Origin of the sequence: Desulfurivibrio alkaliphilus AHT 2 (assembly GCF_000092205.1) — a bacterium.
In the GTDB taxonomy this organism is placed as follows: Bacteria; Desulfobacterota; Desulfobulbia; order Desulfobulbales; family Desulfurivibrionaceae; genus Desulfurivibrio; species Desulfurivibrio alkaliphilus.
Window position 1 is genome coordinate 446,743 of sequence record NC_014216.1, and the last position, 18,638, is coordinate 465,380.

Annotated in this window: 14 protein-coding genes; all 14 read right to left on the reverse strand. The window is 63.5% G+C overall.

Annotation, left to right across the window (positions count from 1 at the left end; translation table 11 throughout):
* Window positions 1-77 precede the first annotated feature (77 nt).
* Window positions 78-2,720 (reverse strand): DUF1566 domain-containing protein, encoded by a 2,643-nt coding sequence (locus DAAHT2_RS01970; RefSeq protein ID WP_083774355.1) that lies wholly within the window; start codon window positions 2,718-2,720, stop codon window positions 78-80.
* A gap of 40 nt (window positions 2,721-2,760) precedes the next feature.
* Window positions 2,761-3,300, reverse strand: a complete 540-nt coding sequence (locus DAAHT2_RS01975) for a methyl-accepting chemotaxis protein (protein WP_013162625.1) — start codon at window positions 3,298-3,300, stop codon at window positions 2,761-2,763.
* A gap of 67 nt (window positions 3,301-3,367) precedes the next feature.
* Window positions 3,368-4,519 (reverse strand): cytochrome c3 family protein, encoded by a 1,152-nt coding sequence (locus DAAHT2_RS01980; RefSeq protein WP_157861386.1) that lies wholly within the window; start codon window positions 4,517-4,519, stop codon window positions 3,368-3,370.
* Between the two features lie 109 nt (window positions 4,520-4,628).
* Complete coding sequence (locus tag DAAHT2_RS01985; protein WP_013162627.1) at window positions 4,629-5,954, reverse strand: cytochrome c3 family protein; 1,326 nt, start codon at window positions 5,952-5,954, stop codon at window positions 4,629-4,631.
* The gene (locus tag DAAHT2_RS14570) at window positions 5,938-7,437 is read right to left on the reverse strand and encodes an NHL repeat-containing protein (RefSeq protein WP_013162628.1); all 1,500 of its coding nucleotides are present in this window, start codon (window positions 7,435-7,437) and stop codon (window positions 5,938-5,940) included. The genes DAAHT2_RS01985 and DAAHT2_RS14570 overlap by 17 nt, the downstream gene beginning before the upstream one ends.
* Window positions 7,388-8,083: a cytochrome c3 family protein gene (locus DAAHT2_RS14180; RefSeq protein WP_013162629.1), complete on the reverse strand. Its 696-nt coding sequence runs from the start codon at window positions 8,081-8,083 to the stop codon at window positions 7,388-7,390. Before DAAHT2_RS14180 ends, DAAHT2_RS14570 begins: the two co-directional genes overlap by 50 nt.
* On the reverse strand, window positions 8,080-9,543 hold the full coding sequence (locus DAAHT2_RS02000; protein ID WP_013162630.1) for a YncE family protein: 1,464 nt from the start codon (window positions 9,541-9,543) through the stop codon (window positions 8,080-8,082). The genes DAAHT2_RS14180 and DAAHT2_RS02000 overlap by 4 nt, the downstream gene beginning before the upstream one ends.
* A 3-nt stretch (window positions 9,544-9,546) precedes the next feature.
* Window positions 9,547-10,659 (reverse strand): cytochrome c3 family protein, encoded by a 1,113-nt coding sequence (locus DAAHT2_RS02005; protein WP_013162631.1) that lies wholly within the window; start codon window positions 10,657-10,659, stop codon window positions 9,547-9,549.
* Between the two features lie 25 nt (window positions 10,660-10,684).
* Window positions 10,685-11,566 (reverse strand): NHL repeat-containing protein, encoded by an 882-nt coding sequence (locus DAAHT2_RS02010; RefSeq protein WP_041718770.1) that lies wholly within the window; start codon window positions 11,564-11,566, stop codon window positions 10,685-10,687.
* Window positions 11,567-11,603: 37 nt separating this feature from the next.
* The gene (locus DAAHT2_RS02015) at window positions 11,604-12,809 is read right to left on the reverse strand and encodes a cytochrome c3 family protein (protein WP_013162633.1); all 1,206 of its coding nucleotides are present in this window, start codon (window positions 12,807-12,809) and stop codon (window positions 11,604-11,606) included.
* On the reverse strand, window positions 12,809-14,755 hold the full coding sequence (locus DAAHT2_RS02020) for a cytochrome c3 family protein (RefSeq protein ID WP_013162634.1): 1,947 nt from the start codon (window positions 14,753-14,755) through the stop codon (window positions 12,809-12,811). The genes DAAHT2_RS02015 and DAAHT2_RS02020 overlap by 1 nt, the downstream gene beginning before the upstream one ends.
* On the reverse strand, window positions 14,752-16,431 hold the full coding sequence (locus tag DAAHT2_RS02025) for a peptidyl-prolyl cis-trans isomerase (RefSeq protein ID WP_013162635.1): 1,680 nt from the start codon (window positions 16,429-16,431) through the stop codon (window positions 14,752-14,754). The genes DAAHT2_RS02020 and DAAHT2_RS02025 overlap by 4 nt, the downstream gene beginning before the upstream one ends.
* Complete coding sequence (locus DAAHT2_RS02030; protein WP_013162636.1) at window positions 16,407-17,054, reverse strand: hypothetical protein; 648 nt, start codon at window positions 17,052-17,054, stop codon at window positions 16,407-16,409. Before DAAHT2_RS02030 ends, DAAHT2_RS02025 begins: the two co-directional genes overlap by 25 nt.
* Window positions 17,051-18,628, reverse strand: a complete 1,578-nt coding sequence (locus DAAHT2_RS02035) for a hypothetical protein (protein ID WP_041718772.1) — start codon at window positions 18,626-18,628, stop codon at window positions 17,051-17,053. Before DAAHT2_RS02035 ends, DAAHT2_RS02030 begins: the two co-directional genes overlap by 4 nt.
* Window positions 18,629-18,638 lie beyond the last annotated feature (10 nt).

Below are 18,638 nucleotides of genomic sequence, written 5' to 3' on the forward strand. Positions count from 1 at the left end.
CTGGTCATTGCTGATGGTGTTGTTGCCGGGTCTGTTAAGTGCCGGGCGTGGTTTCGCGAGTGTTTATGGACCTGTCTTTACCAGTCGTCGCGCACCAGGCGCAAAGGCAGTTTGCCGCTTTTGATACTGGCGTTGACGGTGCCGGAGCCGAAATCGACGCTCCAGGCGGCGTGCCCGAGCACGGCATAAGGTGAAGAAGTCCAGAAATATTGCGCCGGGGTGCCGGGAAAGGCCTCTTGCCTGATGGCCGGCAGGGAGCGCTGGGTAGCCACCAGCGCTTCCAGTTCGTTCTTGTTGGGCAGCCGCCAGTCGTTATGGCCGGCGAACTCGAAAGCGGCGGCGGCCTGCAGGGCTTCCTGCCAGGTCAGCGCCGTGGCCTGTCCGGTGCATTCCTGGCCGTCCCAGGTTTGTCCGAGGCTGCAGCGCAGCCATTGCAGGCCGGTGATGTTGTGGCGCACGGTCCCGTCGTCGTAGTAGGTGAATTCCTGGGCCGCGCCCGGGGCAAATTCCGGGTGGGCGCCGCCGAAGGTTACCGTTCGGCCCTGAACCAGCCGCAGATGGTAGCTCTGTTCCTTGGCGGCGGGGTAGCTCTCGCCGTAACGGAAATAGACCTGCCAGGCCGAGCCGGGCTGATCGGCGAAGGTGGTGGCGGTCCAGTAATGATCGGCCTGGGTGTGGGGGAAAAAAGTGGTTTCGGCGGCCGGGTCATGGCGGCTGTTATTGACAATAGACAGCAGTTCCCGGCGGGTCGGCAGCCGCCATTGCCGGGTGCCGCACAGTCCTGTTTCATTGAGCAGCTCGACGTAAGCCGCGGTGTCGCAGTCGCTGCCGGTGCAGTGGCCGCCGTCGGCCAGGCCGACATAGCCCTGGGTGCCGTTACCGTCCGGCTGGTACCAGCTGTAAGTATGGCCGGCCCCCCGCCGGCCGCCGATGTTTTTAACTTCCCACAGCAGGCCGGTGACATTGTCGCGGACGCAGGCCCAGTTGTCGGGGCCGTCGCCCAGGGCCGGGTTGGGTGGGCATCGGCCTTCGCCGGCCTTTTCGCCGCTGGCACAGACCCGGGTAAAATCAAAGCCGCCGCTGCCGCTGCCGCGCTTGGGCAGTAGCCGGGCTTGGGCTGCGGCATCACGGCCGAGATGGCCGTCCTGGTCGGGATGGCCGGCGGCCAGTTGCTCGCAGCCGGCTACGCGGTCCGCCCTTATCCCTTCCCGGCCGTGGTTGTTGCGCTCATCGGCACACCAGTCGATGCCGGTGTCATTCAGGCCGCCGAAAGGCGCGGCGCTGATGGGGTCCGAATATTCGGTCCTGCCGTTAACCGGCCGGACTGCCAACTGGAACCAGTATGTTAAATCGTTGATCAGGGCTTCGGCCCGGTGTGGCGAAGTTACCGCCGGCTCGGCCAGGCCCGCCGCGAAAGCTCGGCAGTCGGCGGCCCCGGCGGCGGGAATTTCTTCCCGGGCCCGGCAGAGGTTGAAAGCGGCCCCGGGAAAATCCTCGTGGTTCCAGGTCAGTTCAATATTGTTCCGGCCAATCCTGGCCTGCAGCACCGGGATGATGGCGCAGCTTATCTCCACCTCGCCCACGTCGCGGCCGGCCAGCACCCCGCTTGCATTTTCCACCTCGCAGCGCCAGTTGTCACCGGGGGCCGGACCCTGGAGGCTGATCAGGTAAGCGCTGCCGTCTTCCAGGGGGGTGGGAAAGAGAAAATCTCCGTCCCCCGCAAGGGTCAACGGGTCTGCCTCGTTGTTGTGCAGGACGATCTTTTGGCCCGGCGGTAGGCCGGTCAGTCGGCCTCCAATCCGAAAAGTGTCGATGACGCACGCTACCTCGATGTCGTTTACCTCCTGCCGGTTAATCACCCCGTGTCCCTCCCGGACGGTGCAGGTCTGGGAGGGGGCAGCAGGTTGGCGGCTGATCGTGATTTGGTAAGGGGTGCCGGTGGGGTGGGGTTCGGCGAAAAAAAATGGACCGCCGGTGGTGATGATCAGCTGCTCATCCTGGTTTTGCAGCCGCAGTTCAGTGCCCTCGACCAGGCCGTCGACCCGGCCGCCTATGCGGTAGGTGTTGGGGGCGAAAACGGCACGGACGGTGAGTTCTCCCCGTGCGATATCCTGGCGGCCGGCCGCGGTCACCCCATCGCTCCAGCCCACAAAATGGTGATCTTCGGCGGCCACGGCCCGCACTGCCTCGCCGGCTTGGCCGTATTCCACTACTTGCCGACTCTCGCCGACAATCTCTCCCGCCCCCTCAACTTCATACTGCAACGGGTACCGGTTGGGGGCAAAGGCGGCGGTTACCGTCAGGTCCGCGGTCACTTCCTGTTCCTGCCGGGCGGCGGTGGTCAGCCCGTCGCTCCAGCCGGTAAAGTGGTAACCGGGGTCGGCAACCGCCTTCACTGCACTGCCGCTGCCGCCCTGGGGCACCTGTTGCCGGGCCCGGCCCTCGATGGCGCCGTGTTCACCGGCCTGGTAGGTCAGCAAGAATTCGACCGGTTCCACCGGGATGGGGGGAGGGGCCGGTTCCGTCTCCAGTGCGGTTTGCTCCTCCAGCGCGACTTCGGCCTCCAGTGCTGTTTCGGCGGGTACCTCCGGCGCCGGAACTTTTTCCTCCCGCTGGTCGCATCCTCCGGCCAGAAGCAGCAGGAGCAGCATGATTGCCAGGCGGCTGCAAAGAGTGAGGCCGCTGGTTGACGGTTTGTCGGCGGTTGGGGGGAATCTCATGTGAGCAGTACCGAAAAGCTGTTGAGGCGATGGCCGTTAATCAGGTGCGCAGCCGGTTAAGGACTGCCTTCTGGCGAGCGGCGGCGGCCGCCGCTTCTTCGTTTTCCAGGGTGTTGATGATCCGTTCCAGTTGTCGCTGATGCTGTTTTATTTCCGCCAACTGCAGCCGGAGCTCGGCGGCGGTTTCGTTGACCTGGGTGGCTACATCGGTGAGGATGTCGTTGCGGCGCAGGGTGATCTGGGTGGTCAGGTCGCCGCCGTGAATGGCGTGCAACCCCTGCTGAATCCGGTAAATGGGTCCGGCGATTTTCTGGGGCAGAAAAAAGGCCAGCACCATGCCGCTGACCAGGCTGATCAGGGCGCCGGCAAAGATCACCGGCAGCAGCAGGTCGCTCACCCGGCGCAACTGGATATGGGCGGTGTAAAACGATTCAGAAATTTCCTGGCGGGCGTAAAAGTAAAGAATCAACACGGCCACCGTAGCGCTGAGCACAATCACCCCGAAGATTCGCGTCAGCAACCAGTACTGGAACTGCCTCTTGACGGCCAGGTTGAGTTTTTTGCGTTTTTTGGTGGGCATGGTTAACTCCTTGTTATTTTTTGCGGCTCCTTAGAAGGAAATGCCTGAAGTTTTTTATACCGGCGCTTTAACGCATGTTCTGGTGGCAGCCCAGGCACAGTTCACGCTGGCCGGATCGGATCAGTATATACGCGTTGCTGGAGCCGTGCCGGCGATGACAGGAGATACAGGTTATGCGGCCATCGGGCAGGGTGGGGTAAGTCGGCGGTATGACCATGCCCGGTGGTGGATAAACATTAACCGGGTGGGTGGCGGTGCCCAGACGCCCTTGGTGGCACTGGATACAGGCGGTAATGGTGGTGTCGGCCTGGCTGTTGAGCATGCTGTGGTCCGCTTTCTCCTCCGGCTCCATGGTTTGCTGGTCGGTTATCAGCGCTGTTTCCTGCCGGGGTGGGCCGCTGCTGCCCACCGCCACCATGGCCGGTTGCTCAAAAGTCAGTTGCAGTAAAAAATTATCGCCGTGGCGTTGATAAATAATCTCCGGCTCCGCCTGCCGGCTGTCGGTTTCGGCCGGGGAAAGGCTGGTTGATGGTTGTGAGCCGAGGCGGGGGCTGGTGGTGGTGAAGGTCAAGGTTTCAGATTCCTGCCGGCGCCCGAAAAGATCGCGGGAAACGGCGGCAAAGTGGTAGGTCTGGTTGGGCTGCAGGTCGCGCAGTACCACTTGATGGCGCCGGCCTAGCCGGTTGTGGGCCGGGGAGGTACGGTTCAATTCCGTGCTCCCGTAGCGTACCCGAGCGTCGCTGATGCTGTCGGTCTGCCAGCCGATGGTGGCCGTGAGGAAGAGCCCGCGCCGAATTTCCAGCACCTGGAGCTCGGTGATCACCGGCGCTCGGCCCCGGTCGGCAACGCTATCGATGCCGGCCAGGGGCGGCACAAGTAGTTCCCAGCGTGCAGGTAAACGGCGATTGCCGCGGGTTTCAACCACCAGCCTGCTTTTCAAGTCTTCGCCCCCCACCAGGAACCAGTGGTTGGTATCTGCCAGCAGGCTGTCTCCCAGCCACTGCACGGTTTCGTTTTCCGGCGCGGCGGCCTGCTGCGGCGCTGCCGGCAACACTTCTTTCAAGCTGGAAGGCGAGTGGCAACTGGTGCATTGGCCGCGGTTGAAGACGGGATGCTGATAAAGCCGGAAAGTGTCTCTTTCCAGGGCGGAGTTGTGACAGTTACGGCATTGCTTAAAGTCCGGATCGGCCGCCGAGGCCGGTGGCAAAAAGACTAACACAACTATTACCAGGAGCAGGGGCGGCAGTTTTTTTGCTTGGGGCAGTCTGTTCATATCTTTTTGTGAGAGTTCAGGCTTTGCAGTAAACAACCTTATCCCTTTCCCTGAATTAAAAAGTTCGGCGGCCGGTTTGCAGGTCGCCGGCCCAACTGTCGTTCATGCCATGGCCATGGCAGTGGCCGCAGGCGATGGGGGATTTGATACTGCCGCTGCCGCCGCCTTCGTGGCCATCGTGGCATTGGCCGCACATGTTTTGCACGTAAGGGGCCCCGGGGGCCAGGTGGTGCACGTATTCCCAGCGATTGGCCTCGCCGGTGCCGGCCCCGGCGGCCTGATCATCGGTGTGGCAGCGCCGGCAGAGATGGCTCATGGTTTCATCCAGGGCGCTGATGTTCATCTCCAGGTCTTCCCCGTTTACCCGCCGCCGCAGCAGCCTGATGTTTTCGGAGCCGTGCGGCTCGTGGCAGTCCAGGCAGGAAAGCAGGAAATTGTTCTGGTGGGATGCTGGGCTTGCGTATGGTTCCCGGAAATGGTCGGCCCCGTCCCGTCCCAGTGCGCCGTGCTTATCCTGCCTCAGGCCGCTGTTTCCCCAGTTGATTTTTTTTAGATAACGGCCATGGGCGGTACTCCAGAGGTAATGGTCCGGGTTATGGCAGGTGGTGCAGAAAGTGACGTAATCCGGGGTGTTGGTGCCATCTTCCTGGCCCACCCCGGCCGGCTCCCGGTTGTCGGCAAAAGCGAACGGAGCTTCGTAGTGATCCAGGAGGTCGGCCATCGTTTCGCTTTCGCCCCACAGGCGCCCGGGTTCGTTGGGCCGAGTTATGGCACTCAGCAGAGGGAAGCCCGGCAGGCCGGGATCGTGGTTGCGTTTGGTCAGGTGGGGGTTGTGGCAGGCGCTGCAGGGGTTGCTGTGCGCGGTAAAATGGCCGAAGCCCGGAGTGCCGCGCAGGAAGTTCCGGATATCGTAGAGGTTGTGGTATGAAGTTTGATTGAAGGCGGCAAGAATTGACTGGGGTCCACTGCCGCTCAAAGCGCCGCCGAAGGTGGCGCTGTAATCCTCATTGCGCACCCGGGGCCCGCTCTCTTCATTGTGGCAGTAAAAGCAGAAGTTGTCTGTTTCCAGGTAGGGGTTTGCAGTGCGTTCCCGGTTGAATGACCTTGCAAAGAGCAGCTTCGGCGCTGCCCCGTGGCTTGGTTCCGGTTCCCGGCCCTCTATGCTGGCGTGGCTTTCATGGCAATGGGCGCAGTTGCCGGTGGCATAGTTGGCCAGGGCCGGATCAATGGCGGAGCGGTTAACGCCATAGTCTGAGTTGCCATGGGCCGAGTCGCGATAGGAGCCGCCGACGGCCACGGCGGCAAAGGTCAAGCAGGCAGTGCCGATCGTGGCCAGCACCATTCCCCGCCTCTGCCAGTGTTGTTTACTGAAGCTTTTCATCGCTGCTTTCTCCTTGACCGCCGTTTGTTGCCTCTTGTTTGCTTTCGTCCCCGGCAAAAGCCGGCCGGGCGGGAGTGTCGGTGAGCAGGTTTTGTTCATCAGTGATCACAATCGCGGCGGCCGGGGGCTCTGTTTTTTCCTGTTGGTCGGCAGTGCTTTGCCGATCGCGGATTTCCAACACCTGCACCCGCCGGTTGAACAGATCGGCGATAACAAACTGGTTCTGGCGGGTGATGGCGATATCGGCCGGGAAATTGAACCAGCCGGGGGCGTTGCCGTAACCGCCGGCCTCGAAGCGAAAGCGGCCGTTGAAATCATAGGCCAGGATGGTGTGGCGCATGTAGTCGTTAACAAAAATAAGGTTGCGCCGTTCATCGACAGCCACCCCGCGGGGCTGGCTCATTTTGCCGGGAGTTCCGCCCTTTTCCCCGAAAGCGTAAAGGAAGGTTTCCTCGGGGCTGTAAACATAAATTCTGCCGGTTTCGGCGCTGACCAAAAAGAGGTTGCCCTCCCGGTCAATGACCACCCGGTTGATTCGTGGCGGACCCAGCCCCCGCCGCACTCTGGCCTCTTCCCGCTCCTCCTCGGTGCGGGGGCGGAATTCTTCCGGGATGTCCGCCCAGATGTCCCGGGCTGTTTCAAGTTCTTCGGTAAGCCTGGCAAATTCCTTTTCCCGTTGGGCGGCTTCTTCCGGCCGGCGGCTGCGGGGCTGGTCCAGGTCGTCGATTTCAGTGGCTGGTGGAGCGATGGGAACCACCGAAGCCGGCCACTGGTCGCTCTCTTCTCTTTTGGCCGCGGCGGCGGCGATGGCCTCCTGATCGCTGATCATGTCCATTGGTTCAAGGCGGCGCAAAAAGTTACCTTCATTGTCCAGTACCAGCACGCCGCGCTTGGTGGAGCCGGAAAGGTAGATCAGGCCGTCGCGGCTTACCGCCACCTGGCTGGGGGCAAACTCGGCCGCTTCGGGAATTTCATTGAGAATGATTTCCCGTTCAACAAAAAAGGCTCCATTGAGAATGGTAATCCGGTTGTAAGGGTTTTGCCTGGAGTTGCTTTGTACGATATAAACCATGCCGTCCGGGGTGACAAACACTCCACGGGGGGCGTCAACTCCCCGGCCGGGGCCGATGGTGGCCACGGGGAAAAAATCGGCGCCGTAGACCACTACCCGGCCGGCACCGCCGTTGATCAGGTAGAGTTCCTGGGCATGGTGGTCGTAAAATAGTGAGGATGGGTGCCTGAGATTGGCTCCGTCCTGGTCGGCGGTAATGGTGGTAATACTGTCGATCCCCCGTGGTTGCGAGGCTGGGGCAGCCGGAACCCCGGCCACGGCCAGCAGGACCAGAACGATCGGCAGCAGCAGGGCCGCTTGAAAAAGCCGCCGGAAGGTTATCTTGCCTGCGGTCGAACAGTGGCCGGCCGCGGCTTCCCGGTTATCTGGCGCTGGTTTGCTGTTTTGGGGCAAGCCCATCATGGCACTCATGGCAAAAGTAACCTCCCAAAGGAGTTTCAAAAAGCAGGTGGCGGAACGGTGAACCGTGGGGGTCGTGGCAACTGCTGCAGCTTAGCTGTCGGCCAGGGCGGCGTCCTTCCTCATGCCCGGCCACTGGATGGCCACTGATCGGGTGCCCCCGGCTGACTCCCCGCAGCCTCGGGTGGCAACTCAAACAGAGCCGGTTGATGGGCTGGACGAGCAGGAAAGGATGGTCTGAAGTGTGGGGGTCATGGCAGCCGGTGCAGCCGGCCCCGCCGATAATTCCATGCACGAACCTTACCGAATCATGCCGGTCGGGGTCGCTGGCGGCCATCTCCGGGTGGCAGTCGATGCAAAGTTGACGGGCTCCCTCGCCCCGGAGCTGTCGGCGATGCTCGTCGCTGTGAGGTTCTCCATGGCAGGAGCCACAACCTTCATTCATCGGAGGGTGAATGTGGGGACGGTTTTGCCATTCTTTCTTGCTGTGGTGACAAGAGAGGCAGTTTTCAGCTTGGCTGCCGGCCGCCTGGCCGACCATGGTAAAACTCAGTCCGAGGGCAAGCAAAATCACCGCCAGGCCTTCCAGGGACCTTAGCCCGGCCGATCGCGGCCAGGTGCGAAGCGGCTGCATGTTGAAGATCGCGAAAGTTTTCATGGCATCATCACCATCCCGGCCGGCCGGGCGCCGAAAATTATCCGGTCGCGCAGGCGGTTGGCGGCATCGATAACCGCCACTCCACCCGTCTCTTCTTCGCCCACCAGCACCTGGCGCCGGGAGGGGTCATAAATCATCTCCAGCGGCCGGCCCAGGCCGCGGATCTCCCGTATTACCCCGGGCAGTCCCGGGGCGATGACGGTGATGGTGCCGTCCCGGTGGTTGCTGACGTAAACATGGTTGTCGGTGGCCAGCAGCCGACGCGGTTCCAGTCCTGCTTCCAGCCGGGCCAGGGGCTGGTTGGTGTTGAGATCGTAAACCAGAACGGTGTGGTCCCGCCTTTCGGTGATGTAGAGCTGGCCGGCGGCCGCCAGCAGCCCCTGGGGGGCGTTGCCGGTGGGGATGGTGCGGACAGGGTTCAACTCCCGGGGGGTAAGCAGCAGCACCGCCTGCGAACGGGCGACGGCCACCGCCAGCCACTGTTGATCGGGCAACCAGGCAGCGTAGAGGGGTTGGTGTTCAAGCCGTACCCGGGCAGCCACATGACCGGTTTCCAGGTCCAGCCGGCTCAAGTAGCCGCTCTGTTCCTCCAGAATGTAAGCCCACCGCCCGTCGGGACTGGTGGTCATGAAGGTCGGGGGAGAGGTCAGGGGCAGATGAAACTGGTCGATCACCCGCTGGGAAGAGAGATCCACCAGTTTAACGGCCATCTCGCCGGGCGCCAGGACCAACAATCGCTCCTGGTCGGTTGCGTTGTCCAGGGCCAGGTGACTGGGGCTGCCCGGCAGTCCGAAGGAATCGGCTACCCAGCCCCGGTCGGTGCGGATTACGAAGATGGTGTCGATATCGGGGCAGGCCACGTAGGCCAGGTCGGCCAGCAGCGGTGTGACCTGCTCGGCCAGGGTGAATACCGGGGCAAAATTTTCTTGCTGCAGGGTGGCCTCCACGTCCCAGCTGATGAAGAGAGAACGGCTGTCTTTGCTTTCCAGCGTCAGCGGGGCGGGCAGCGGTTGCTCCACCGGGAAGGTTTCGGCCGCCAGTACCTGGTAGGAGCCGTCGGGGCCCTTTTTTTCCACCCGCTCAACGGTGAAACGCAGCCGCTGGTAACGGCCCGGAACGGCCGCCCGGGCTCCCAGAAAGAGCTGGCCGGCGGCGATCTGGGCAGATTCCAGAGTCAGGGTCTGGTCGGTTACCGTTACCCAGTGTTGATCGGCCAGGATGGCCAGTTCGCTGATCACCACCCTGACGGAAGGGCCGGTGCTGTCGGCTAAAGTAAGAAAAAAGCTGAGCCTGGCGGTTTCCGAGGGGTGGCGCTCCACGGCTTCCGGTAACCGCGGCAGAGGCGGCGCCTCCGGGCGACAGCCCTGCCCCGGCAGCAGCATGATCAGCAGAGCCAGCAGCAACAGGCGGTGGCCGGCGGCTCGGTAGCATAGCGGTGAGGGGAAGAGATGGTCCATCATGGCTTAATCCTTGGCGGTGTGGCAAACGGCGCAGCCGTTGAAGGCTGCCTCCCCGGTATGCGAGTCGGTTCCGGGCCAGTCACGGTAGCCCCAGCGCAGCAGGGCCGGGTAGGGGGAGCCGTGGGGGCGATGACAGGAGACACATGAGACCATATCGGAGTTGTGGTCAACGGCCGAGAAATTTGCGTCGATGGCTTCCACGCCGGGCCGGGCCACCGGTACCATGGGGTTGTAGAGGGTGAAATCGGCAAACTCGCCGGTGTCAGGAATGGTATGATCGACGGGGTGGCGGATCCAGGCGCTGTCGGCGGCGGTGCCGGCATGAAAAATACCGTGGCAGCCTGCGCACTTCTGGCTGATGGATCCGCTTTCCAGGTAATTAACATATCCTCCGCCATGCCCCTGGTAAGTATTGTGCCGGTCGGCGGCGGGGTTTTGTTCCCAGTCGGGATCTTCGATGCCGATCACCCCTTCCGGCGGCGGGTTGGGTTTGGCGTCCGCCGCCTGCATCACTGAGCCCAGAAAACGGTACCAACCCGCCTGGCGCTTGGCAACTTCCCCGGGGCCGCCGGCGTGGTGATGGGGAACATGGCAGCCTTGGCAGCCGCTCTGGGGAGTGGCCAGGGTGCCGTGGCAGTGCATGCACCCCTCCGGGCGGCTTTTGCCGCCGGGAGCAAAGCTGAAGCGGGGGTCCGGGCCGGTGATACCGTGCACATTGTGGCCGAAGGAGTCTCCCTGGCTGAGCCAGTGAAAGTTGCCCCCGGCCAGGGTGGAGGCACTGGAGCCGTCGGGCGGATAGGTGGGCTGGGTGAGGTTGTAAACAATGGGAATTCTGGTTGTTCCTTCAAGCACTATGGTTTCCGGACCGGCATTGGTATGACAGCCGACACAGTCGGTTTTCAGCAGTTGCGGGAAAGGGGTTTCCCGGAGGATCGGCTGACCGGAGCCGTCCAGAGTGTAGGCCACCGGCAGCCCCTGTTGGCTGTTGTGCATGGTGTGGCAGTTCGAGCATATTCCGGTGACCGCCGCCGGTGTTTCGTTCGGCAGCAGCAGTTCCGCTCCCAGCCCGCAGCAGCCGAGGAAGAACAGCAGTGTCAGTACCTTGCGCATGCCCATGGATATTCCCCCTTAAGCTGCAAACTCAGCGGCTGTAAATCTCCACCCGCCCGTTGCCCTCGTCCACCACGCAGAGCCTGCCCCAGGGGTCGAAGCGCAACTGGCGCGGGAAATGGAGCTGCCCCCGGGCATGGCCCGGCCCGAGAAAACGGTAGCGGAAACGGCCGTTTTCATCATAAGTCAGAATACTGTTGCGTTGACGATCCAGCACGTAAACAAAACCGCCCCCATCCAGGGCCAGGGAGACCGGGAAGGAGGCCTCCTGGTCGAGGGAGATGGTTTGGCTGATGGCTCCGTCGTCGGCAAAGCGGTAGATCTTGCGATCCCGGGTCTCCAGGGCCCAGATCTCGCCGTTGCTGATCACAAAATCGCTGATCCCCCCCAGGCAGTCGCGGCAACGGAAACGCTGTTCGACTCCGAGGTCGGCGTTCAGCCGCAAGATCTGACCGCTGGCCCGGTCCAGCACATGCAGTTTGCCCTCGCCAAGGGCGATCCGGTGGGGGAAGACCAGCCGATCGCCGTCATGCAGGGTGTGGGGAGTGACCTTGCGGGCGCCGATATCTATCAGAGTGAGGCTGTTGCGCCCTTTTTCCACCACCCAGAGGCGGCCGTCGTCCAGTCGGACCATGTCGAAGGGGGCCTGCAGGCGGTCGTCGGCGGTGAAGGCCCGCAGCAACTCGCCCTGGCGGTTGAACGACACCAGCCGGTTACGGCCGGTGTCCACCGCGTAGTAACGTTCGCTCTCCCGGTCAAAGGCCACGGCGGCAGGCATATACATGGCATTCCCCGGCGTGTCGATCAGCAGGCTGAGCTGCCATTGCCAGGGTGACCCCTCTTGGGCCGCCGCCGCCCCCGGCAAAAACGCCAGGGCGGCCAGAAGCGGCAGAATTTTAACCAATTTTATCATCTTTGTTGATCTCATGTTAAGTCCTTGTTCTGCTGGTTCAGTGATCCCGGTGGCATTGGACGCAGAGATCCCGGGTGCCGCTGTAGCGCAAGTGGTTCCGGTATGCTGTGCCCATACTGGAATGGCAACTGGCACAGGTCATCATCTGGCCGGTGCGCGGGTCGAACACCGTTTCCCCAATGGGGTGGGTAAACTGCTCGTGGTCGGTGTGGCAGTCGATGCATACCGTGTTCACCGGGGCCTTAAGCATGGCCGGATGGTTGGAGCCGTGCAAGTTGTGGCAGTTGCTGCAGGCGTTGGCGTCGGGGCGGGACAGGGGGTGCGCGTATTCGGCCTGTTCGGCTCGGTGAATGGTGCCCTGGTGGCAGGAGCCGCAGGTGTAGCGTTCCTTGCCTTTGAGCAGACCGGGCCGGTCGCCGGCGTGGGGTGAGTGGCAGGCCACGCAACTGTTGTCGCCGTAACGCACCAGGTGATTATGCGATGAGGACATCTCCCGTCCCACATCCTGGTGGCACTCCAGGCAGCGGTGAATGGTAACCGGCCGGTTGCCCTGGTGGCAGTCGGCGCAATTGCTGGCGTAGGAGCGGTGCAGCACATTGCGGATCAGGGCCTGGCGTTGGCTGCCGTGGGGGCTGTGGCAACTGACGCAACCGCTAACCGGCACCGGGTAGTTGGGGTGCTGGGCCTGAATTTCCTGGGGTTGGTGGCAGTTCAGGCAAAGTTCGGACTGTTCCCGAACCAGCAGGTAAGGGTGCTCCGCCCGGTGGGACTGGTGGCAGGAAGCGCACTGGCCGTCACGGTAGGGGGGATGGGTATACGGGAAGCTCCGGGGCAGTTCGTTGTGGCAGGAAAAACAGTTTGCCGCGCCCTGTTCTTTAAGCAGGGAGTCGTGCCTGGCGGCGTGCGGATCGTGGCAACTCAGGCAGTCGCCGTTCCGGACCGGACCGTGAAGAATGCCGCTTTGACGATGTTCGTCGGCGGTGTCGCGGTGGCACTGGTAGCAGAGCAGGTGAACCTGCTGTTGAAGCAGGCCGGGGAAGCGGGCCACATGAGGGTTGTGGCAACTGCTGCATTCTCTCTGGGCCACCGGCTGGTGCTGGACCCTTTGCTCAAAGGCGGCCCGGTCATGGCAGGCGAAACAGTCCTTGGCGGCCACCCCCGGGCTGGCCCCGACCGCCGCCGGCAACAGCAACAGTGCTGTCACCGGCAGCAGGATTAATGATAGCAATCGCAAACGGTGCATTATCTTGTCCTCCCTTCGTGGCATGGCGTGCAGTTACCGGGGGCAAAAGGGCCGTGGCTCACCGGATAGAGCAGGTTCTTTTCCGGTCCGCCGTGGGGGTCGTGGCAGGAAACACAGCTGTCCGGCCCCGGGGTCAGCCCCCAGTGGGCTTCCGAGAAGCGTCCGGTTTCCTGGTCATGGCAGCGGGCGCAGAGAGCCGTCCCGCCGCCGCTGATCAGGCTGGTGTGGTTGCCGCCGTGGGGGTCGTGGCAGGTGGTGCAACTGCCGGCCGCCGGCGGATGCAGGGCGCCGTCTCGCCAGTGCCGTGCCACCTCGCCATGACAGTTCAGGCACAGGGCCGGCTGGCCCCGCAGCAACTGGCCGGCATGGGAGGAACCGTGGCCGCTGTGGCAGGCGGTGCATTGCTGTTCCGCCGCCGGTTGGTGGGCCACCGGGTAACGGGCGATGGTGGCGCCGGTCTCCTGGTGGCAGGTCAGGCAGAGCTGGCCGGGTTGCTGCCGGATCAGCCGGCTCTGGCCGGCACCATGAGGAGCGTGGCAGGTGATGCAGTCGCCGTCGGCAAAGGGCGGATGGGCGGCCTCCCTGGCCTGCTCGCCGGTCAACTGCTGATGGCAGGTAAGGCACAGTTCGCCGCCTGCGGTTTGGGCTTTGAGCAGTCCGTCCTGCTGGCCGCCATGGGGATTATGGCAGGAACTGCATTCGCCCCGCCCGAAGGGGCGGTGCAGACTGAACAGCCCCCGCTCACCCTGGGTCTGGCGATGGCAGGAAAAACAGAGTTCCGCTTCTCTTGCCGGCAGCAGGTTGGCCTGCCCGGCATGGTGAGCATCGTGGCAGGTCAGGCATTGGCCTTCCCGGGCCGGGGCATGGCTCTTAACCTCGGCGGCGTACCGCTGCCGGTCGTGGCAGGAGAAACAAAGCTGCGGAGAGTCCTGTACCAGCAGGGCCCTTTCCGGGGCGGTGTGGCCCTGGTGGCAGGCCATGCATTCGCCCTCGGCGGCCGGCTGGTGGATACTGCGCGCCCGGGGCGGGGTGCCCTGGTCATGGCATTCCAGGCAGACGGTGGCGGGGGTGGTGGCCAGCAGGGCGGCATGGTCGCTGGCATGCACGGTGTGGCAGGCCCGGCAGTCGCCGCTCATTACCGGCTGGTGTGGTGACTGTTCCGGCAGTTCGGCGTGGCAGTCCAGGCAGAGCTGGACCTCGGGCGCCGGGGAGATGATGCTGCCGGCCTCCACCTGGTGGCAGGCATTGCAGTCGCCGGCGGTTACCGGCTGGTGGATCACCGCTTTGAGCAGGCCGGGGTGATCGGAACTGTGGTGGGAGTGGCAGTCTATGCAATGGGTGTTGACCGGGTAATCCCGGTGGGCGCTCCGGAATCCGGCGGCAGCGGGATCGTGGCAGGAGGCGCAGAGCAGGTCGCGCTCCTGGCTGAGCAGGCCGGGATAATCGGCCACATGGGGGTCATGGCAGGTCATGCAGCCGTCGCTTACCGGCTGGTGCACCAGTTTTCCGGTGAAGATTTGCTGATCGTGGCAGGCATAGCAGGATTCGGCGCCGTCGGCCTTGAGCAGCATGGCAAAAGGCGAGTTGTGGGGCAGGTGGCAGTCGCTGCAGCGGCCCTGGTCCACCGGTTGGTGTACGTGCTGGCCGCGCTCTACCCGCAACTCATCATGGCAGCGCAGGCACAGGGCCGGTTCGTTGTGCCGCATCAGCACCGTGCCCACCAGACCGTGGGGCAGGTGGCAGGCGCGGCAGTTCTCCTGTTGCACCGGGGTGTGTACCAACCCGGTCTGGTAAGCTGCCGCCATGTCGGCGTGGCAGTCGGCACAATCGCGGCGAACCTCGGCGGCCGGCGGCGGGGCGCTGGGCACACAACTCCAGGCCAGGCCTAAAAGCAGCAGAACCGCCAGGGCCGGGCCGGCCAATTCACGCATCAGTTGCAGTTTCATCGTGCGCCTCCCAGTTCATTGCGGACATTGCGCCAGTTGCGGTCATTGATCTCAATTCGCGAGCGGGCGCGGAGCTGATCGAGATAGCTCTGGCGCAACTGAGCAGTCTTTTCCCGGACCAGCCGGTCGCGGATATTACCCGCCACCCGCTCGAAAGGCAGCGGATTTTCCGGAACCCGGTCGATCAGGTGCACCACCACCCGGCTGCCCTGGGCGTCGAAAGGGGCGCTGGTTTCACCCGGGGCCAGTTTTTCCACCACCCCCCGAACGCGCGGGTCCAGGTGGTTGATCGGCACTTCCTGGCCGGGAATTCGCCGACCGAAATGTTCCTGCACGGCTCGTGAAAATTCTTTGCCGGCAACCACTTCGGCCCAGACCTGGTTTACCGGACCCTCGTCGTTGGTGATGATGTTAAGCCTAACGTGAGCCGGCCGCGAGAAGTGGGCCAGGTTTTCTTCGTAGTGGCGCCGGACCATGTCGTCGTCGACCTTGACTTGATCGGCAAACAGCCGGCGTTCCAGGGTCACGCTCAGCCGGTGGTTGACATGGAAATCATACTCCCCTTTAAAGGGCTCCCTTTTTTCGTAGCCACGGGCCAAAGATTCCCAGTTGGTCAGGCTTTGGGCAATAAAACCGTCCACCACCCGGTCCTTGATTTCGGCTGCTTTTTCCTCATCAAAAGCGGCGTGGGCCGCATCGGGGCGCATGGTCATATCGCGCCGGACCATGGCGATGAAGTCCCGCTCGGTCAGGTTCTGGCGGCTGGTGGCCACCAGCACTTCATCTCCGAAGGCATCATCGGGGGCGTTGATATCCAGTTCGGCCAGCCGTTGTTCGTTAATTTCCACCTGGTATTTGCGGCGCAATTCGGCCAGCAGTTGCCTGGTCAGCGCCGCTTCCTGCTCTTTCCAGACATCCCGGTGCAGCGATTCTCGCATTCTCTGGAAATCTTCGGCGTCGCCGCCCTTAACCTCTTTCAGGTGAAAAAGCATCAACCCGCCGTGGTGTTTTTCCGGGTCCGCCACCTCACCCTTCTCCATGTTGTTGAAGATCTCCGCCCAGCCTGGAGCGATTCCCTGCGGGCGGTGCCAGTTAACCTGGCGGGTTACCGGTCCGCCTTCGTCGGGCTCGCGGGCCAGCAGTTCGGCCACCGTCAGGTTGCCGGCCTGGAGTTCCTCCCAGGCGGCGACCGCTTCCTCGGCGTTGCGGAAGTGGAGGCGCTCCACCTGCCAGCGTGGAAGGTACTCCTTTTCATATTGGGCCTTGAGGTCGGCCTCGGTGACCTTGATCCGGCTGTTGACCGCCTCATTTTTGAGCATCAGCAGGGCCCGGGAGGTAAGAAAAACCCTGGTCTGGCGTTGGAAGGAAGGGTCGCCGGCCAGTTCCATCCTCTCCGCTTCCCGCACCAGCAGCAGCCAGTCGATGTACAGGTCCGGAGTGGGCGGCACCGCCAGCCCTTCATCGTTCCAGTATTGCCACCAGCCCTTGAAGTCTTCCGTGCTGTACTCGACCCCGTCGATGGTCAGCAGGGTGTCGCCGCCAAAGGGCCACCACCAGGCGGCAGCGGGGCGGGCGGGCAGCAGCAGGGCGGTGAGCAGCAGCAGCAGGAGCAACCATTTGACCGGGGCTTCCGCCGGCCGGGAGGAGAACGTTAATATTGAGGTGAAGCATCGCATGGGGTTAATCCTTCCTTTAGCCAGAGGTTGATAATTTCCCGAGCCACCTGGCGGCTCAGGCCGGTAACCGTATGAACGGTGCCGAAATGCATGGCGGTGCGGTAATCGGTGCCCTGGCGGCGATGGTGGGTGTGCCACAGGGCCACCGCATCGCGGCCGTCGCGGATCTGTAATTCAAGCTCCAGTACCGGGTTGGCCGGGGCGTTGTTGCCCGGAGTTTCCCGCATTTCCACCACGGTGCCGGTAAAAAGCAGTTGCACCCGCAGGCGGTCGGCCAGAATCCGCATCTGCTCCGGGGTAGGTTGCTGCCCCGGAAAGATTCGTAACTGCTGGTAAGCCTTGCGCACATCGCCTTCCTGGGCCACCTGGTAGCCGGCGGTTTGTTGCAGTTGCGCGCTGAAAACTTGGTGCGCCACGGCGCCGGCCAGGGGATAATCGCTGTGATTGGCAAAGGGCAACACCGCCACCCGGCAGATGGGCTCCGGGGGCAGGGCCCGCAGTTGCTGGCTGTATGGCCGTGGGCCGCCGCAACCGGTGATCGGCGGCAAAAGCAGCAAAAACAGTAAAAGCAGCAATGATCGCCGCCGGCCGGTCCCGGTTATCCGCGGCAGGCCGGCGCTCAAAATTCGTCCACCCAGCTTTCAGACATTCCCGCCGGTTGCTCTTCTGCTTCCTGGGCCGGCGGCCTGCCGGCGGCGGTGCGGAAAAAGTCGTTCAGATCACGGCGGCTCTGGTTGCCGAGAACGTCTCGAACCACCAGCCGCCCCTGAATCTCCGCGCCCGCTTCCCCGGCCTCGGCCGAAGGCAGAGCGAGCTCAACCCGGGCCGGCAACTCCCTGCCCTCGGCGGTTTTAAGCAGCCGCCCTTCCCGGGTCCAGGTTTCCAGGCGCCAGAAATCCAGCGGTACCCGCCCGTCATGCTGCCGCAGGTCCACCATGATTTCCTGTTCTTCGCGAGCGGCGCTGAGCGCCACCCCGGGGGTGCTGCGCTGCAACTCCACCGGTTGGCTCACCCGCTGCCGATTGCCGGCCAGATCCTGCACTTCCACCACCACCTGGTAGGTTCCGCTGTAAAGGCGGCCTTCGTTGCCCATGCCTTGCCAGACCAAAACCTCCGGCAGGTTGCCGGGCTGCTCCATGGAGCCCACCGTATGCCCGCTTTCATCTTCAAAGGAGAGGCGCCACTTGGCCAGGGGTTTGGGTACCAGCAGGCGGGGTTGGATCAGCAGGCGATTGCGGAACATGGGCGTTTCGTCCCCATTGATTTCCCCTTTGAGTTCCAGGGTCAGCAGGGGCGGGCTGCCATCCACCAGGTAGGCGCCCAGGGCGGCGGTTTCGCGGCGGTTGTAGTGGGTCCATTCCAGCATCAGGTTCACCGGGAAACGGCCGTCTTTGTCGCCGGCCGGCCAACTGGCGCGGTAACTGCCGTCCTGGTGGCGGACGGCGGCGTGAACCTGATCGTCGGCCAGAAAAAAGATCCGGGGTGCGCTGTGGGGCAGCCATTCGCTGCGCAGCCGCACCTGCACCTGCACCTCCTCGCCGGGGCGGACATACTGGGGCTGCAGGAGAACCGAATCAAGATGGATCATCGAAGCCCGCCGCAACTCCCGGATCTGTGCCCACGGCCACTGTTCCAGCAGGTCGCGGGCCAGCAGGGCGCGCAGTTCGGCCACCGAGCCGGGTTCGCCGACGGCCAGCGGCCGGCGCACGTCGGCGGCGCTGAGGTGGCCGACATAAGACCAGATGGTGCGGGCGTCGCTGGTTCGCACCAACTGCAGGGTCAGCCCCAGGGACGGCAGCGGCTGTTCCCGGAGTTGGCTCACCGTGCCCAGCAGCACCAGCGGCACTCCCAGTTCCTCCCCGGCCCGGTGCAAGTAAAAGGACTCGAGATAACCGGCGGTGCGGATCCGGTTGAAGGCCATGAAGTTGATCACCGTCCGCTGGTCGATGATCTCGTTGCCGGCCGCCGCCAGGGTCTGCGCCAGCCAGTTGGTGAACTCCAGGTTGACGTCGCTGCCGTCACGTTTCAGTTCCTGTAAAGGGAAAACCGCCACCGGCGGCAGGGGGGCCGCCGCGGCCGGCGGCGGGGCCGGCCAGCTCAGCACCAGCATCAGGCTGATGGTCAGCACGCCGCCGCAGAGCAGCCAGGGGCGTCGGTGCTTGCGGCTGCTTGCGGTTATTGCGGGGTTAACGCTCATGCCGGTTACC

Coding starts and splice junctions, on each gene's coding strand:
- DAAHT2_RS01970 (WP_083774355.1), bottom strand. CDS start 2,720: ATGAGATTCCCCCCAACCGCCGACAAACCGTCAACCAGCGGCCTCACT.
- DAAHT2_RS01975 (WP_013162625.1), bottom strand. CDS start 3,300: ATGCCCACCAAAAAACGCAAAAAACTCAACCTGGCCGTCAAGAGGCAG.
- DAAHT2_RS01985 (WP_013162627.1), bottom strand. CDS start 5,954: ATGAAAAGCTTCAGTAAACAACACTGGCAGAGGCGGGGAATGGTGCTG.
- DAAHT2_RS14570 (WP_013162628.1), bottom strand. CDS start 7,437: ATGAGTGCCATGATGGGCTTGCCCCAAAACAGCAAACCAGCGCCAGAT.
- DAAHT2_RS14180 (WP_013162629.1), bottom strand. CDS start 8,083: ATGAAAACTTTCGCGATCTTCAACATGCAGCCGCTTCGCACCTGGCCG.
- DAAHT2_RS02000 (WP_013162630.1), bottom strand. CDS start 9,543: ATGATGGACCATCTCTTCCCCTCACCGCTATGCTACCGAGCCGCCGGC.
- DAAHT2_RS02005 (WP_013162631.1), bottom strand. CDS start 10,659: ATGGGCATGCGCAAGGTACTGACACTGCTGTTCTTCCTCGGCTGCTGC.
- DAAHT2_RS02010 (WP_041718770.1), bottom strand. CDS start 11,566: ATGATAAAATTGGTTAAAATTCTGCCGCTTCTGGCCGCCCTGGCGTTT.
- DAAHT2_RS02015 (WP_013162633.1), bottom strand. CDS start 12,809: ATGCACCGTTTGCGATTGCTATCATTAATCCTGCTGCCGGTGACAGCA.
- DAAHT2_RS02020 (WP_013162634.1), bottom strand. CDS start 14,755: ATGAAACTGCAACTGATGCGTGAATTGGCCGGCCCGGCCCTGGCGGTT.
- DAAHT2_RS02025 (WP_013162635.1), bottom strand. CDS start 16,431: ATGCGATGCTTCACCTCAATATTAACGTTCTCCTCCCGGCCGGCGGAA.
- DAAHT2_RS02035 (WP_041718772.1), bottom strand. CDS start 18,628: ATGAGCGTTAACCCCGCAATAACCGCAAGCAGCCGCAAGCACCGACGC.